The organism is Roseiconus nitratireducens, from assembly GCF_008629675.1.
Classification (GTDB): Bacteria; Planctomycetota; Planctomycetia; order Pirellulales; family Pirellulaceae; genus Stieleria; species Stieleria nitratireducens.
Genome location: NZ_VWOX01000023.1, coordinates 39,012 through 55,981, shown reverse-complemented (window position 1 = coordinate 55,981; position 16,970 = coordinate 39,012). Strand labels below are relative to the sequence as shown.

The following is a 16,970-nucleotide window of genomic DNA, read 5'->3' as shown; positions in this document are numbered from 1 at the left end:
GGAGGTCCCGGCGGGTTGCCCGCTGGGACCGTCCACAACGGGCTGTCAGCGTGATGCGAGTGATCAGACTGCTTGAGCTCGGCTGAGCCTTAGATCTCATCCGCGTGAATCGTCAGCTTCTTGATCACCACAATGACTTCGCGCCCTTCACCGCTGGCGTGCAGGATTGCTCGCAGTTTCCCAGCGGCAATCGGCGTCTCCGCGACTTCCAATTGACCGAGCAATCGCGGTGCAGCGTCGGCGGTTTCCTGAAACAGGAAATAAGCGGTGCCACCCCGGCGGGCAATGCGCAGCGTGTGCGCGCGTGGAGAGGGGATGCTGGCAAGTTCCTCGTATTTGCGGGGAACTCCTTCGGGGGTGTGGCCGATTTGAAGCTCTGCCGCCCGAATGCCCTGATCACTGATCGCATACTTCGTTTCGACCGCCGTGGCTTGCGGATCATCGAATTCGGCTTGCAGCAAGACAACGCACTCGCCGGACTGGGCCGGTGATGGAAGTTTCTGGACGTCAATCTCCATCGCGACATCAAAATCGCCCGCGAAGCCGAAATTTGCGATCAGCCCGTGACCTTGCCATTCTTTGAATCCCGGCGCGCGAACTCGCAGTCCCCCCGGCGTGCGTTGAAACTCCGCCTGGTTTCCCCACGTTTGAAAGGATTGCAGGGGTTCGGGATCGGAGAAATCCAATTCCAGTTTCTTGGCCAGCGTGTTTCGCATCCGGTCAAGATCCGTGACCGATACCTGTCGCTGGGCCGCCATGCCGGTCATCCCTTGAGCATGGATCTCCAACGATTTCCAAACCACCGATGCCGACCCCACCTTGATCGCTTCTGTCACCAGGCCTAATCCGAGCGGCTTGGTTGGGCCCGTGGGCACTTTTTCAGTGTGCAACAAACGGTAGTCATCCGAATCGTTAGCGGCAAACAGATAATGCATCTGGTCACCGCGACGGGACAGTCGCAGTTTGCCGGCGGAAACGGCTTCACTGACCATCTTGGGGAACGTGTACTTTCGCTCTCCCTCTCGGCTGTAGAAGTACGCGGCCTGGACAATGTCACGCCCCAGTTCCTTCGCTTCGAATCGACTGAACTTGCGATACAGTCGGCAGTCCGTCGCCTGCTCCTCGAACCCGACATAAAGCTGAACGTTGGCGTCGCCACCCGATTCTGTGGTGGCGTCGAATCCGCGGAACGAAGCAATGACGTCGAAATCTCCTTCCAGCTGCAGGTGTGGCCTGACGGTGTGATCCAAATAGCCTCCGGTTCCCTCACGAACCAATCGAACGCCATCGTCCAACTGCTGAAAGTTTTTCTGCCAGCCTTCGCCGGAAACCAGAAATCGAGTGACGGGAAGTCCGTCCGAGAAGTCATGGAAAAACATTTTTTCCATTCTGGATCCGGCCAACCGTTGTTCGACCGCATCGTCGGCAAGTTCCTGTTCACGCGCCGGCGGCAAGGTTTTCCGCCATTCGCCCTGCCACCGGAGCGTCTTAACGCGTGCCTCGGTTTGGTCAGCGTAGTGAAACAAACCAAATGTTCGGTCGGTGCCGTCGGGCAATTCCGTCTGGGTGACGGGATTCCCATTCAGTGAAATCGCCATTCGGTCACCGGCGATTATGATTTGCACGTCGTTCCAGGCGTCCGGTTTGAGAGCAAACGGACCGGCAAATCCGTCGACATTCTCAACTGGTTTTGCATTGGACGGACGCAAGTCCGTCCGGTCGTATTTTCCATCGGTCATCCGGTGAATGCTCACGCCGGATGGCTCAATCAGAAACGCTTGACGACCGATCACGGGGTGAACGCCGGCTTGTCCCGGCCGGTAAAAGAACTGGTAAGAAAGCGTGCCGTCCTCAAGCAGGGGACGGTGGTATCGCAACCAACGCTCTTGGAAGGTTCCGTCTTGGCCGAAGATTCGTTGTCCCCGCAATTCCCCCGGTACGGATTCGGGATCCGAATCCTTAGACGAAATCTGGGATGAAGCACCCTGTACCAGACGCCAACTCCCATCCTCCCCGCCCACCGATTCACCGAAGTAAGCATTCCAGCCGGCCAACTCTGGACTTGTCGCCAGATCGATGCGATTCGGGATGCTGGGATTCCCTTCGACCCGAAGATTGCGAACCCAGCCGTGGGTGTACCAGTAGCTGAAGATGGACAACCACGGGTCGCCGGCGGACACGCGATCTTCAAACACCTTTCGGCCGTTGATCAATGTGGTGCGCACACCGTCCTGGATGATGATGCGAACTCGCATCGATTCGCCGATCTCGTCAAGCGGTCGGTCAAGCACGATGTTTGGACGGTCCTGCCCGAAGGTGCCATTGAGAATTGAACGGTGATCGAATCCGGGCCCGGCCCAGATTCCCCCAAATCCCAGCCGGGTATCGCCGTATCCGAACGGGCTGACGTCCGCCTGGATGCTGAAATCACCTTCCAGCGGAACGTCAAAGTACAGGTAGTCACGATCGTGCCCCGTCAGGTTCCTGACGACACCCGAGTAGCAGTCCCACATGGCAACCGGCATTCCCTGTCCATTGGTTTCCGCCGTTTGACGGCTGACTGCGTGCCAGTGTGCCAACGAACCGAATTGCGGTGGCGCGTCGCTCGAATCGACTTCGACCAGGTATTGAAGCAGGTAAGTCATCGCGAACAGATGACGCCGCCACCGTTCGCTACGCAAACCATCGCCGTTTCGCACCTGTTCAAAGAAACGAAAGGCGAATTCGGCCGCTTGATCCCGCAATTCAATCTTTGACGCGGACGCCCAAAGCACAACGGTGACGCAGGCGATGTGGTCGTCGCGATCTGTCAGGACGCCTACCTGTTTGTCCAACCGGAGCATCCATTTGTGAGCCGAATCCAAGTCGCGTCGCGCCATTGCGATCAAGGCCCGCATCGCAAGGGTGATGGCTGGATCGGCGTTTTCGCGTGAATCCACCAACGAATCCAATTCATCCAGCCGCCCCAGGTCGTCGGCAGCCGAAACCAGGATCATTGCCGGGGCGACCAGATTCCCACCGCGAGGGACGCCGGAATCATATGTGGTGCGGAACGCGGCCCAGGGATCGGAGATGCCGAATTCCGCGGCCGTCTGATCGTCCACATAGGCTGGTGAGAAATCGAAGTCCAGGCGGATGTGTGCTTGTCCCGGCGGGAAGACCGCATCACGAAGAATGGTGTACCGGTCGGCGTCCTTGATTCCCTGCATTCGCCGCGACAGAGCCAGCGGATTGCTTAGGCAGTCGTCGCCGAACAAAACGCACAACGCGGCCTTGTCACTTGGTTGCGAAACGAGATTGTCGGCCAACGCCGCGGACTGAAATGCGAAACAGCCCAGCCAGAGTGCCAGCCCAACCATGCGGCGTCCAAGATGCCCGCTGGGTTGCGGCCTGCCGGCGCGCGGGCGCGTGACAAAGCGGAAACGCATTTCGAAGTCGACTTCTATCGCTGGTAGATTGGCAGGAGTCCGTAAGCCGGCGTCAAAGCCAGAACGGCAAGCGACGTGCTGTACGCCGATCCGAAACGCTTTTCATTGGCTCCACCCGGGGGCCAACCGCCGGTGTCGGACTGTTCCTCCAGCAAGCCCGCGGCAATCTGCGGAAAGATTTGTTCCCAAGCCTCTCCGCCAACCTGCGCCATCGCCTGGCTGCTGTAGTAGCTGGCCAAATAATAGTAATTGTTTTGCCAGGGGTTGGGGTAATTCCTGCTGCGGAACCAAGTCACCGACGTTGCCACCCCTTCATACCGATGTCGCCCACCGAGAATCAGGGTGAGTGTCGCCGAAGCGGTGTTGGCGAGCGTGATTTGCGGATTCTCCTGAGAAGCATGGGGACGGTATCGGAACACGCCCTTTTCGTGCTGGGACGGATCGGGTTCATAGCAGCGCTGAACAAAATCCAGCCCTTCGTCAAAGTACTGTTTCGGGACATTGAATTCGGCGTTGCGAGCCGATCGCAGGAACATCAACGCCCATCCGGTTACCGACATGTCCGATGCCGCATCGGGACTTTCCGGATACCCGTATCGCCAACCGCCAAAATCGGATTCAGCGGATTTGGTTCGTGATTGGACTTCGCGGTGATAGATCAACGCGCGATGGATCGCCTGTTCGACACGTTGGGATCGTTCGCCGGAACACATGCCGTAGACCTCGCCCAGCATCAGTCCGGCGATCGAATGGTTGTAGACAACCGTTTGTGAAGGCGTCAGGTGCTGTGACGGCGGGATCACGGGGCGCAGGGAAAAGTACCCCCGGCGGCGCTGCGTCGACAGGACGAAGTCGATCGCCCGGGAGATGTTTTCACCATAAGGCCCCTGGTCCGGGAGGTGCCCACGAGAAAGAAATGCCATCACGGCCAGTGACGTGACGGCGGGCTGGGCGATTTCGTCGCTCGGAAAACGGCCGTCCTCCGCCTGTTCGTTGGCCAGCCAGCGGAGACCCCGGTCCACCGCGCTTTCCACTCGACCCCATTCCCCGGCAGGCAACGCCGCGCTCAGATTGGTGTTCGTGGCGATGATCGATTCGGACGCTTCCTGGCCGCACGCAGGTTCGCCGGAGCAAGCCCCAAAGATCAGAAGGAAACTTGCGGCGGTGATCCATCGCATGGTCAAGACGGATTCAAATGCGTGCGTCATCCTTCATCAATCGTCTGCATGAGTTCTCGGATCTGGTCTTGGTACTGTTCGATGGCCTTGCGGTACGCTTCGGGCGGCTGGTTTCCACGAACTTGCCACAGCCCATCGTCCAACGTCGAAAGCAATTTATTCCACTGTTCGTCGGGGAGAGATTCCCCCGCGGCGAGCGCGCGGATCAATTCCTGGGCCTGATCGGATTGAACGACCTGGTCCCATGCCCGGCGGTCGGCATTGTTTCCGTCGGACTGTTCCATCATGCGTTCGATGTTCTTGGCCATTTTGTCCAAACGTTGGCGTTCCCCATCGGGCGTGGTCGGATCATCCCGACGTTGTTCAATCTCTCGCAGTGACTTCTCCAGCATCTCTTGTGCTCGCTTCGCCTGCGCGAACTGCTCGCGCTCCCCGTCGGTCAACTCCCGTTCTTTCGCCTTTTCCTTGTCGTCTTTCTGCTGGGCGGCCCGCTTCATTTTCATTGCTTCCTTGGCCCGATTCGCAGCAGCTTTGCCGGCCTCACCGAGTCCCCCGCCACCCTGTTGTTGCCACAGCATGGATTCGGCAATCACGCGGAGATTGGTTCGCCGAACGGGGATGCCAAGCTGGGCAACGATATTTGGTTCTCGTTCCAGCCGGGCCAGAAATTCATCCAGCGTCGGGTCGCGAAGATCGGCGATGTTGGGGTCTCGCACATCGTATTGGTCGAGTTCTCGCACAACTTCGCGTCGAATCTTGTCAAACAATTCTTCGGCTTCTTCCAGCCGCTGCAGGGCCAGTTCCTGCTGCCGGCTTGCCGATTCGATGGTGTCGCCGGAGGCACGAAACGATGCAGCGGCTTGATTGAAGGTGATCGTTTCCATCAAGCGATGCAGCGAGCGGATCATGTCGACGATTGGCCCTGGCACGCTGGATTCGGCCAACCGCTGGAATTGTCCTTCCAGCTCGCTTTCCATCTCCAGCATTTCCACGCGGAGCAGTTGCGTGGCAACGGCCAGACGGAGCTGCTCGGTGTGCACCACGCCCGCATAATTGCCAGCGACCAGGCTGTTGCAAAGTTCCGACCAGGCATCCGCCAGGTTGGCGACGGCACGGGTTTCCAACATTCGGCGATCCACATAGTCGGCGACGGCCGGTTCCGATTCGTTTTCAAATTGCAGCCGATCAAACAAGGCAAACAGTCGATCGCAACGAGTCACCAAAGTCCCGGCGTTGTGCACCAGCGAATCGGCGTCGGCAACCTGACCCGCCTGCCCGACCAACTTTTCGGCGTCGAACTGGATGCTCCTGGCGTCGCTGGCGAGTTGTTTGGCCATGGCCACGGTGGCAGCCGCGGTCCCAACGGACGAATCGATCTCCAGCGGCATTTGCTTCTCGACCCGTTCTGCCAGCTCGGCGGTGTCCTTTGCGATCTGGCTTGCGGACTGAACGCGCAGGTCGACAATGATCGACCACAGGTCGGGCTTTTGCGATTCGTCGATCTGTAACCAGCTGAGCAGTTCTTCGGTGGCGTCGTATTGACGTTGCGAAATTTCCGACAGTTGGTCGCGAAGTGAATCTCCGCGACGTTTCGTCAGCTCAAGGTAGCGTGACAGCAGGCGGGGATCATCACCGAGCATCTGCGCCAGCTCGTCCAACATCGCACGACGCAATTGCAAGACTTCCGCCAATCGATCCAGGTAAGCCTGGTCGACTTCGACGATTCCCATCTTGCGTTCCAACGGGTTGCGATTCTGCCTCGCTTCACGCATCAGCATTCGCCGCTTCTGCAGATAAACCTCGTACATCGTGGCAGTTTCTTCCATGTCGTCCTTGAGCTCACGCTCCTGCTTGACGCGGTCGTATCGCTTCAGCAGAGCCGCCAACAATTCTCGGGCGCGAACGACGTGTTGCAGCGAGACGGAGGCATCGACGTCGCTGGCGTTCGGCCGCGCGGTCGCGGCGAAAACACGATCCCGGGCCGGCGTCACGTGGGTCCTGGCGATGTCCACCATCTGCAGACCCACAAACGCAAACTGGTTCTCTTTGGTTTCCTCGCGCAGGTCCGCGATGAAGGATTCGATGTTGCCGAGTCCCAGATCCAGACGTTGAAATTGCTCGCCTCGGTCCGAATCCGCAATCGTCCGATCAACCAACTGCCGCAATCCCGTCTCGACTTCGGCCAGCATCTCGTCGATCTCGACGACGCTTTCACGAATCTGGCGGTCTTCTCCGGGACGAGTTTCTGCCGTTGCGATGGAAGCCAGCTTCTCCGTGATCTTCAACCGTCGACGGCCGGTTTGGGTGTCTTGTCCGCTGCGGCTCTGCTGCGTCTTCAAGGCAAACTGATTCGGCGGTCTTGTTTCTCCAGCCGAAGACTTGGCCACCTTGGAGCCGGATGGCTTGGGGGCTGGATCCGACGGCTGCGTGGGGTTTGATGCCGCAGGTTTCGGATCCGAATTCGGCTGTTTCGGATCGGGGCGAGCCGATTGAGTCCCGGCCGATTGAGTCATTGCGACCTGTTTGGAAGCCGACGATTTCGGGGAGGAGCCGCCAGCGTTGGAAGGTGAGTTTTTCGAGCTGGTGTCCGCCGGCTTCGGCGATGGGGAATTGGCCGCCTGCAGGGTCGGCGCCGACTGCTTCCTGGGGGACGGATCGGTGTCGGCGGGTGACGGCGGTGAGGTTGTCGCTTTGGCGATTTGGTCCAACGGGTTGCCGGCGGACGGTTCAGGCTTGGAACCGGGCGTCACTTCGTCCGATTCGGCAGCCGGATCGGAGGCGGGACGACCATTCCCGTCGTCCGGGGATTCGTCTGCGGGCGCGCCATCCGCTGAAGGGTTAGCGTCGGTGCCAGGTTCAGAAGACGAATCTTCGCCGCGCATCCCTTTCTTCGGATCGATGGAAGGCACCCCTTCGGACGTTTGCGGCCCTTGCGATTCGGAACCTCGCGGGTCCTGGTTCGCTTCCGAAGCATCTGCGGGCGAATCGTTCGAGGCATCCCCAGGTTCATCGTCCAAACCATCCCCCGCCGGTTCGGCATCCGGTGCAGACGTCGATGACGGTCGTTTGGGCGCTTCGTCAGCCGGAGGTAAGTCAGCTGAAGATCCGTCGGTCGGGATTTGCGGCGTGGGTTGCTTTGACACTCCTTCGCGATCCTGGGGTGACGCATCGCCGGGCGAATCGGACTCCGGGAAGCGGGGAGGAGCGAGTGCCAACATTTGGCTCAGATCATCCTTGGACGGTGTCGCCGATTCCGATTCTGGCGAAGCGTTCTGATTCGGCCCGCTGGGGTTTTCGGCGACGCCTTCGGCGTCCTTGCTGCGGAGTGCGGAGTCTTCGGCCAACCGGTCCCGGGCGTTCGCGTCGGAGTTCTTGTCGGGAGCCGTCGGGGCCTGGGCCGTTGACGACGGGTCGGAAGTCTGCTGACTCGCTAAGGCGACATCGCGGTTGTCGGTGACCCGGATGGCGTAACTGATCTCGCTGCCTTCGCGCAGATTCATGTCACGCAGATCCAATTCCGTCTTCCCCATCACGTGCTTGCTGTTCTTTTGGTCTGCCAGCGGGATCGGTTTGACCGCGACGACCACCGGGTTTCCCTGTTCATCCTTTCGAGACTCATCGAAGACGACCAGCTCAGCGGTCATGATGCCGTGGTCGTCGTGTGCTTCAAACTCGATTTCGATGGTTTCGTCGACGGCGACCGCCATCTCGTTGTTGGGGCTGACAACGCGGGCAACGGGAGCCTTGTCGGTGATGACGTCGATGCGAGAAAACAGCCGACGCTGGTTCGTCAGATCGTGCGGACTGGTCAACGACGGCGCCAGAATGACGTCGTCCATCAGTTGCATCTGGAAGTGATACCAGCCGGAATCGTCGGCAATCAATTCTTCCCGTTCGGATTCAGCCTGAGTTTCCTCTGAGCTGTTCTCACCCGTGGAACGATCGAGGTGGGTTACGGCGAGGGACAGTTGCTTCAGGGGTTCAAGCGGCTTCAGTGACAATCGCAACGTGCTACCTTGAGCGACTTTGACGCGGCGGGGAAGACGATCGCGTTGGACCGGATCTTGCCGCGTGTACTCGGGGAAGTCGATTGCAAATTTCACCTCCGCCAACTCGGGGAAATCGATCACGCGAAGGTGTTGCCACGCGGTTTGACTGTCGCCGGCGCGGACCCGGTAGGACACCGAATCGTCGACACGTAGCCGATGTCGAAAGAGGTCGGAAGCATTCTCGTCGGCCCCTATTTGGTACTCGCGGCTGGTCCCGTCCGCATCTCGCACCGTCAGCGTGGCCCGCGACCGTTGCACGCCGTCTTGCCGCGTGATCAGGTCGATGGATTCGCTTCGGGGAACGAACTGATCGCCGGTCAAACTTTGCAATTGTGTGGCCGTGATCGGGCTGGTGGGAAACCAGAAACGCTTCATCAATACCGACAATTGCGAGGGATTGATCGCGATCAATCCCGCCAGCAACAAAGCGCTGGCCGCGGCGGCGGCCACCGCCGGCTTGGGCGAAACCGGTGGCGCCACCCGAGACGGCTGGACGATTTGCTCCATCGCCACGGCTTCACTGATGACTTGCGCGGCCATGGCCCGCTGCGTCGGCGTCTGATCGCTCAGTTGACGCGATGACAAGCTGGCGACCGTCGACCATCGTTCCTCCAACTGCGGGATTTCGCCGTCGACGGCATTGGCCGCATCGTTCCATCGCAGAGCCGATCGGATCGGGCGGTAGCCGAAAGCGAAGACGCTTGCTGCCGTCGCCGCCAGAGTTCCCGCGGTCAATAGCGGCCGCATCAGGGCGGGCGCAAAGGGAAACAGCCAATCCAACGCCATCGAGCCGATCATGAGGGTCATCAGCACCGCGGCGCCGACGGCGACGGAGGCGGCCGCGGCCAGCCCGGCACGCCGCCAACGGACGGACCGAAGTTTGCGTTCGATCGCGGAAGGGAATCGATGGGTTGAGATTGAAGCCGACATGATCAAGAAAGCCCTCTCCACTTGCGAACGATCCACTCGACTTGCAGGCATCCAAACACAAGCCACAGATATCGCCAACGTAACCACAGCGGTTGGCGTCCAACGTGATGCGTCACCACCGGTTCCAGGTCGGTGAGCGCCAGCACCTCCTCGATGGCCGTCGGCGGCAACACCTGGCCTCCGGTCAGCTCCGCCAATTGTCCGGCCAGCACGCGATTGCATCGGGTGTCAACCAGTTCGGCGGGCAAATCCGCCTGGACGGTGAATGTCGCGATGGGGTCGTCCGGTTGGGCGGACGGCTCGGCAGATTCGGTCGCACGCAGCGTGTCGATCAGACTTCCTTTCGGTTCAGCCTGGTAGACGCCGGGAGGCAGCGAACGCAGTTCGGCGCGGTAGACCCCCGGTCGTTCCGGATCGGCCGATAGCGGGACCTCACGCTGGGTGTCGGCCGAAGCCACCTGCAAGGACAGTGCGTCATCGTCCAAGTCGTCGCGGACAACGGGTTCACCGTCCGCATCGTTCAGTTCCACTTCGACGTCGATCACGCTGTCCGTTTCATACAGCGATTTGCCGGTGCGGATGCGGACGGTGCGGTCTCCCGCGGATAGATCCGACGCGATCGCCCACCGCATCAATTGTCCCCAAAACCGATAGTGCAGGCGGTCACCGCGCAGGAAACGTAGCCGATAGGTATCCGGGCCGGAAAGGTACACGGCACGTCCCCTGCCAACCGGTTGCCAACACAGGAAGGCGGATTCTCTGATGGCATCCGCATCCTCAATCAAGGCACTTTCACGCGGCACGGCGGCAATCAAACTGCGAGCGGTCGGCAGCGGCGTTCGCCAACGTGACACCTTGTGCAGCGGCGAAAAGCGGTTGACGAAATCCCAGGCGTCCCGCGTCGCTTGTTCGGTTTCCCCGATCATCAATGCGGCGTGCGACCGCCCCGCCTCGGTCACGCGAAAGGCGTAATTGGTCGCGTCGGCGACGCCCGCATCGATCGGTCGGACGGGGACCACGTCCTTCAACGGATAGTCGACAAAATTCTGGGGCATGGATCGATCGCCGGCGATCATGATCAGCGTGCCGCCCCTGGAACGCAGGTACTTGATCAGCGATTCCTGGCTGGCGACGGGCAGGTGTTCGACGGGCAGGTCGCCCAGGATCACCACATCGTATTGATTCCATTGGTCGACCGTGACGGGAAATGTCCCGGATGGTTCGCGGCGGCCCGTGGCGATCTGTCGAGGATGAAACAGCAACTCGTCCAACTCAACCTTCGGGTCCCTCCGAAACAACTGCGCCAGGTAGCGGTATTCCCACCTCGGCATCTCGTCCGCCAACAGAACCTTGATGTCACTGCGAGTGACATTGATCTCAATCTCATCAAAATTGTTCTCGGTCGTCATTTCTCCGTCGACCGGTTGGACCGCGATTTGAAATGTCTCCCGGCCGATCTCCGAGACCCGCTGGTCGAATCGGATGCTTCGACTTTCTGAATCCGAATCCACCAGCACGTTGCGGAAATCAACGACCTCGCCGTCACGCAACAGCTGAATGGTGCAGGTTTCCCCCAGGCACTGATAAATGCCAAGGTGGGCTTCGATCACCACGTCATCGTTCCGCATGGCAACCGTCGGTGCGCTGACGGAGACCAGATCGACATCGCGCAATCGCGACGGATTGCCGATCGGGACCATGTAGACCGGTGTGTCCTTTAGCTGTGCGGCGATTTGGGTCGGACCGGCGGCCTCGGAGTGATTGTGCGCCACGTCCGACAAGACAAACGTGGCCGCGATCGGTTGACGTTGTGCCAACTGCTGCACATGTCGCAACGCAGAACTCAGATCGGTCTGCCGCGGCACGTCCTCGCGGTCTCGTAAACCCTTCAGAAAGCGGGTTGCATCGGAATCTCCCGAGAAATCCTGTGAGCCGGACGCGAACGCGCTCCACCGCAGGTCAGCCGATTGATCGATGGCCTCTCCGGCCGAACGCTGAAAGTGGTCCAGGTAGTTCGCCAGACGTTCACTTCGCGATCGGCCACGGAAGATTGCCAGATCACTTGCCGGAGCGCTGGAGGAAAGGTCGTCCGATGAAACCAGCTGCGTGGCGAGCTCTTGAAAGACACGCCGCGTGGTCACGACGCGCGCCGTCAAATCGGGAAGACCTTCTCGCCAGCCCATTTCCTTCGGGGCACCGCCGCGGTTCAAAGCATCGGCCAAATCCGCCAGCGAATCGAATTCGGGACTTTCCAGCAATCCGTTCAGCCGTCGCAACAGGGACGCGACATCGGTCTCGCGATCGACCGACGGTTCCAGTCCCGGCGACAGATCGGCGAGTTCGGCAAGGTGCCCTCTGGCACGCGTCACCGCTCGGCTGGAACGCGCCAAATGATCATTGACCTCTTGCTGTGTTCCGTGCTGCTGCAGTTCGGCAATCGAATCGGACAATTCTCGGTGTGCGATTCCCATTGCCGCGATTGCCCGGTCCGTCAAGGCAATCGCCCGACCAATCGCCGCATTCGATTGTTCCTCGTTTTCGACCGTGAACCAACGCCGATCATCGGCGGATCCCTGGGGATCGACGATGGTCATGCTGGCACTCGCGTCGGCCACCATCACCACCGCCTTGCGGGTGGTGGTGGATTCCTCCAACACATTGGTCGGTGCCAACAGCATCCAGAAGACGGTCGCCACGGCAACGATTCTCAACGCGGAAAACGCGAGTGTGGTGCGGCGTCCCAGCACGCGACGCTCCCGGTACAGCGTCCCCAGCATGATTGCCAAACATGCCAACCCGACCAGAATCAGTGACGGAAGACTGAAGGGATGACCGAACGCCAGGTATTCGTTTCGGATGGTTTCCGTCGCATTCATCGTTCAAACCACCTCCGCCGGACGGCTGTGGGCGCTCTGCGGCGTCGCTGCGCTGTGGAGGTTGGTGTCGCCCGGATCAGCGGCTGGCGGGACCATCGGCGAATCCATATCGGAGTATTCAGGAATGCCGGCCGAACCAAAACGTTCCCGGGACAGAATCCCCGCCAGCACCAATTCACAGGCGATCAAGCCGATCAATCCGAGCAGCAGGTAGGGCCACACGGGATCCGATTGGGACGAAGCTCTGGCCGACATGCTCTCCGGTGAAGGGTTGGCGGTCGTCGCGGCAGCGATCTGCTGCCAGGCGTCGGAATTCAACCGCTCCAGGTTGGATTCTTCGGCGGACCGTCGCACGTGAAACGGGATCGGGCGATCGGAAAGTCCGATTTCCAATTGGTACTCTCCGGGAAGCCGCGTGCGACTGGATTGAAACACAAACGCGTCGTCCCGACGTTGGGCCGCCAATTCGACCGCATCGCCTTGAGGCGTTCGCAACAGTGCCGTGGGAGCTTCGGTGCCCGTCCCCGCCTCGCTACCGTTTGCCGTTGCGTCGGCCAAACGCATCACAATCGGCTGCCCCGGATCCAGATTGAATTGAGTTGCCCGTGGCTGAGCCAGATAGTCGATCCAGTCCCGGACCATCACCACAAAAGATTGCGTGCGCGCCAGGTCACTCCATTGCAACCGAAGCGGAATCGCTTGGACGAGGACGCGCCCTCGTCCGATGAAGTTTTCCGCGACCAGCGGCTGTCCGTTGTTCAGACGCAACAAAACCGAAACAGCGCTCGGGTCTTCGCCCAGGACAAATTGAAAGTACCGATCGACCATGGCATCGGACAGGTCCAATTGCTGATCATCGGCCAGCTGTCGTGTGGCCGGATGTTCGCTTCGGAACGGATCGATCCGAAGTTGACGCCCGTCCGCCGGGGCTGTGTCCATCTCTTCGGCAAACCCTTGTTCGGCAAACCCTTGTCCGGTCAACTCCACCGGCGCCGAATCCACGATGCGATCGATTCTCAGTGGTGCCAAGCCGCTCGCCTCGGCGAACCATTGCTGATTGAAGCGATCAACGTCCGTTCGCGGTCCCAGGCCGACCCAAAGCCCGCCGCCCTCGGCAACGAACTCGGTCAACTTTTCGATTCCGTCGTCACTCATTCGAGTCAGGTTGGGGATCACCACGACGCGCTGCTCGGTCAAATCCGTGGTCGCCAATTCGTCCGGCGACACCAGCGTGGGCACGTAGATCGACGATTCATCCAGGGGGCGGCCATCGATCCATCCCAGGGCAGCCTGGATGAAATACGAATCCTGTTGCATCTCTGCCAATTCGAAGGCGCTCTCCACGATCACGATCGGAACGCTCTGCACCACCTGGACGACCAGTGTCGATTGATTGTCGGGGGGCAAATCGTCGTCATGCTCGATCTGGCAACGCAACTGATAGGTGCCGGGGGCATCAAAGGTGTGCGTCCAATTGGCCTGGGCGGTTTGCTCCCCTTCGATCGGGTCGATCGCTTGCTCGCGCTTCGATTCACCGTCCACCTGCCAGACAAGCTGCGAAGTCTGAGAGGCGGCGGCGTCGTAATTGTGCAGTGTTGCGATTGCCGTGACGGGCTGTCCGACCCCGACCATCAAACGATCGATTGAAATCTCGTCGACGCCGATGTTCCCCTTCGACGCTGCTTGACTCGCCTGGTCCAATCGCACGATCTCGATTTCGGTGCGAACCGGCGATTCGTTCAGAACGTCATGAAGCCGGTTCCAACCCGCACGGTCTTCCAGACGCCAATCCGCAGATTGGCCGTCGGTCAGCAGCACGATCCGCCGCGACGAAAGACTGGGCTTGTGCTCGGCCTGGACCGCCGTGAACAGCGCGGCCAGCAAGTCGCTGCGTCCCTCGGTGGCATTCAACTGGTCCAACTGCGACGCAATCCATTGACGGTTTCTGGAATCACTTCGCACGGTTCCGGCGCTGGCCCAGACGGGATAGGGGGCCGTCGTCAGAATCCGAACTTCTTCCGTTCGGGACAGATCGGAAAGCATCTCTTGTCCGCGTCGCACCGCCTGTTGGATCATCGTGCCCGAATCGGTTTCTCGCAGCATCGACATCGAATTGTCGACCACGAAAACGGTTTCGCCTTCGCCGCGCGAGCCGAGGTAGCCGGCCGGGATCAGCGGACGGGCCAAGGCAAAGATCAAGGCGGCAATGGCCAGGCAACGCAACAACAGCAGCAGCCATTGTTTCAACCGGCGGGCGCTCGTCTTGCGCGTCGATGCCTCGATCAAGAACTGCATGGCCCCCCAATGAATCACCGCATTGCGACGGCGATCGAAGAAATGCAGCAGCAGCGGTGCGGCGGCCAGGGGAAGGGCCATCAGAAAGGCGATGCTCAGGAAGCTCATCGGTGAACCGCCCCCCGACGCGCTGATCGATTGCGCAAAAACCAGCCCAGTGCGTCAGCCAGATCCGAAGCGGTCGACAGGCGGACATAGTCTCCTCCCAAGCCGACCACCAATTCCTCTAGGTCGGCCAGAAAGCGACCGATCCGTTGCAGGTACTGGGCGCGCACCGCCGGTGGATCCAGTTGGATCCGTTGTCCGGAGACCTCCAGCGATTCGAAAGCCGACCAGCGACGAAAATCGAACGACAATTCTTCGGGCGCCAGAACGTGCATCACGACCACGTCGTGGCCGCGGGCGCGAACGATCTTCAGGGCCGTGGCAAGTTCCTGCAGGTCCCCGAAGCAGTCGGAAAACAGGACGAATAGTCCACGACGCCGTTGACGAGCCGCGCAGTGCTGGATTTGGGCTCCCAAACCGCCGGCTCCGCTGGCACGGGCCGATTGCAGCGTCGCCAGGATCGCCCGCAAATGCGCCGCATGTTGTTTGGCCGGGATGAACATCCCGCGTTCTTCGTGCAGCACGGTCAAGCCCACGGCGTCGCGCTGGTGCAACAACAACCGGGCCAAACAGGCGGCCGCCTGCTTAGCGAACTCCAATTTGCTGGGCGTGGACAATCCGAATTGCATCGAACCGCTGGCGTCGACGGCCAACATCGCATGCAAATTGGTTTCTTCTTCGAACTGACGAATGAAGTACCGATCGTTCCTGGCGTAGACCTGCCAATCGATCTGCCGAATTTCATCGCCCGGTGCGTACTGGCGGTGTTGCGCGAACTCGCAGCAACCGCCCTTGGTGCTGGAACGATGTTTGCCCGCCAACAAACCGTCGACCACGCTCCGCGACAACAGTTCCAGGTGTCCGATCTGATCCATCACTTGCGGGTCGACAAGCTCGGCGTATCCCGGTGACACGGAACGTGTCTCCGGGATGGGCGTCTCGGCTTTGCGACGTTGAAAGAGACGGAACATCGGGATCGGGGGCAAGCGGAGGTGGGGATCTGGTTGGGAAGTTGATGACCGGCGGACGTCGTCTCAAACGGAACTCTTCTTCAGGGACGGGGTTTCGGCAATGATCCTTTCCAAGACGGAGTCGGCGTCGACGCCCGCCGCTTCCGCGTTGAACGTCAGGATGATTCGATGACGCAGCACCGGCGGGGCCACAGCGATCAAGTCTTCACTGGTGGTGTGACAGCGACGGTTGAGCAAGGCCCTCGCTTTGGCCGCCATCAGGAGTGAGATCGTCGCGCGAGGCCCGGCGCCCCACTGGACCATGTTCTTCAATTCGGCCGACATCGTCCCTTCTTCCGGTCGCGTTCCACGCACCAGATCCAGGGCGGCGTTGTAGACGTGATCGGAGACCACCACGCTGCGCACCAGCGATTGCATTTGTTGAATTTGTTGTTCGTCCAACACCTTCTTGGTTTCAAAGTGGTAGTCGGTCGTCTGCCGTCGCGCGATCTCCAGTTCTTCTTCGCGGCTGGGGTATCGCACGTGGATCTTCAGCAGGAAGCGGTCCAGTTGAGCCTCCGGCAGCGGATAGGTGCCTTCGGTTTCAACCGGGTTTTGCGTCGCCAGGACGAAGAACGGGTCGGGAAGTTGATAGGTCTGTCCGCACACCGTCAATTGACGCTCCTGCATCGCTTCCAGCAGAGCGCTCTGAGTCTTCGGCGGCGTGCGGTTGATTTCGTCGGCCAGAATCACATTGCCGAACAGGGGGCCTTCGACGAAGCGAAACACGCGTTTTCCCGTCGTGTGATCCTCTTCCAGAACTTCGGTTCCCGTGATGTCGCCGGGCATCAGATCCGGCGTGAATTGAACCCGCCGGAAGGTCAGGTCGGTCAACGATGCCAAGGTGGACACGAGCATCGTTTTGGCCAGTCCGGGCATCCCCTGAAGGATGCAGTGTCCGCGGCAGAGCAATCCGATCAACAGTTGTTCTGCCACGGCCTCCTGGCCGACGATGATGCCGCTCAATTGCGACCGCAGCGTGGTCATGTGTTCGTGCAGTTGATCAACCGCCTGGGACACGTCGATCGTTTGATCGTTTGTCTTCTTCAGCGGCCCGTTGGAACTGGGCTTGGTCATTTCATCAAGACGGTTGGCCATC

At 60.1% G+C, this 16,970-nt stretch carries 7 protein-coding genes; all 7 read right to left on the bottom strand.

Annotated elements, in window-relative coordinates; all coding sequences use genetic code 11:
- Window positions 1-89: 89 nt before the first annotated feature.
- The 7 genes from FYK55_RS25725 to FYK55_RS25695 all read right to left on the bottom strand — a co-directional run bounded on the left by FYK55_RS25725 (window position 90) and on the right by FYK55_RS25695 (window position 16,948).
- Entirely contained in the window at window positions 90-3,359 is a 3,270-nt protein-coding gene (locus FYK55_RS25725; RefSeq protein WP_235908984.1) for a DUF1583 domain-containing protein, read from the bottom strand.
- Between the two features lie 83 nt (window positions 3,360-3,442).
- Window positions 3,443-4,636 (bottom strand): prenyltransferase/squalene oxidase repeat-containing protein, encoded by a 1,194-nt coding sequence (locus FYK55_RS25720; RefSeq protein WP_235908983.1) that lies wholly within the window; start codon window positions 4,634-4,636, stop codon window positions 3,443-3,445.
- Window positions 4,633-9,585, bottom strand: coding sequence for a hypothetical protein (locus FYK55_RS25715; RefSeq protein ID WP_235908982.1), 4,953 nt, complete (start codon window positions 9,583-9,585; stop codon window positions 4,633-4,635). Before FYK55_RS25715 ends, FYK55_RS25720 begins: the two co-directional genes overlap by 4 nt.
- Before the next feature lie 2 nt (window positions 9,586-9,587).
- Window positions 9,588-12,461, bottom strand: coding sequence for a hypothetical protein (locus FYK55_RS25710; RefSeq protein ID WP_150079505.1), 2,874 nt, complete (start codon window positions 12,459-12,461; stop codon window positions 9,588-9,590).
- A gap of 3 nt (window positions 12,462-12,464) precedes the next feature.
- Entirely contained in the window at window positions 12,465-14,864 is a 2,400-nt protein-coding gene (locus FYK55_RS25705) for a BatA domain-containing protein (protein ID WP_150079504.1), read from the bottom strand.
- Window positions 14,861-15,832, bottom strand: coding sequence for a DUF58 domain-containing protein (locus tag FYK55_RS25700; protein ID WP_150079503.1), 972 nt, complete (start codon window positions 15,830-15,832; stop codon window positions 14,861-14,863). The genes FYK55_RS25705 and FYK55_RS25700 overlap by 4 nt, the downstream gene beginning before the upstream one ends.
- Window positions 15,833-15,895: 63 nt before the next feature.
- Window positions 15,896-16,948, bottom strand: coding sequence for an AAA family ATPase (locus FYK55_RS25695; RefSeq protein ID WP_390621779.1), 1,053 nt, complete (start codon window positions 16,946-16,948; stop codon window positions 15,896-15,898).
- Between the last annotated feature and the right edge of the window lie 22 nt (window positions 16,949-16,970).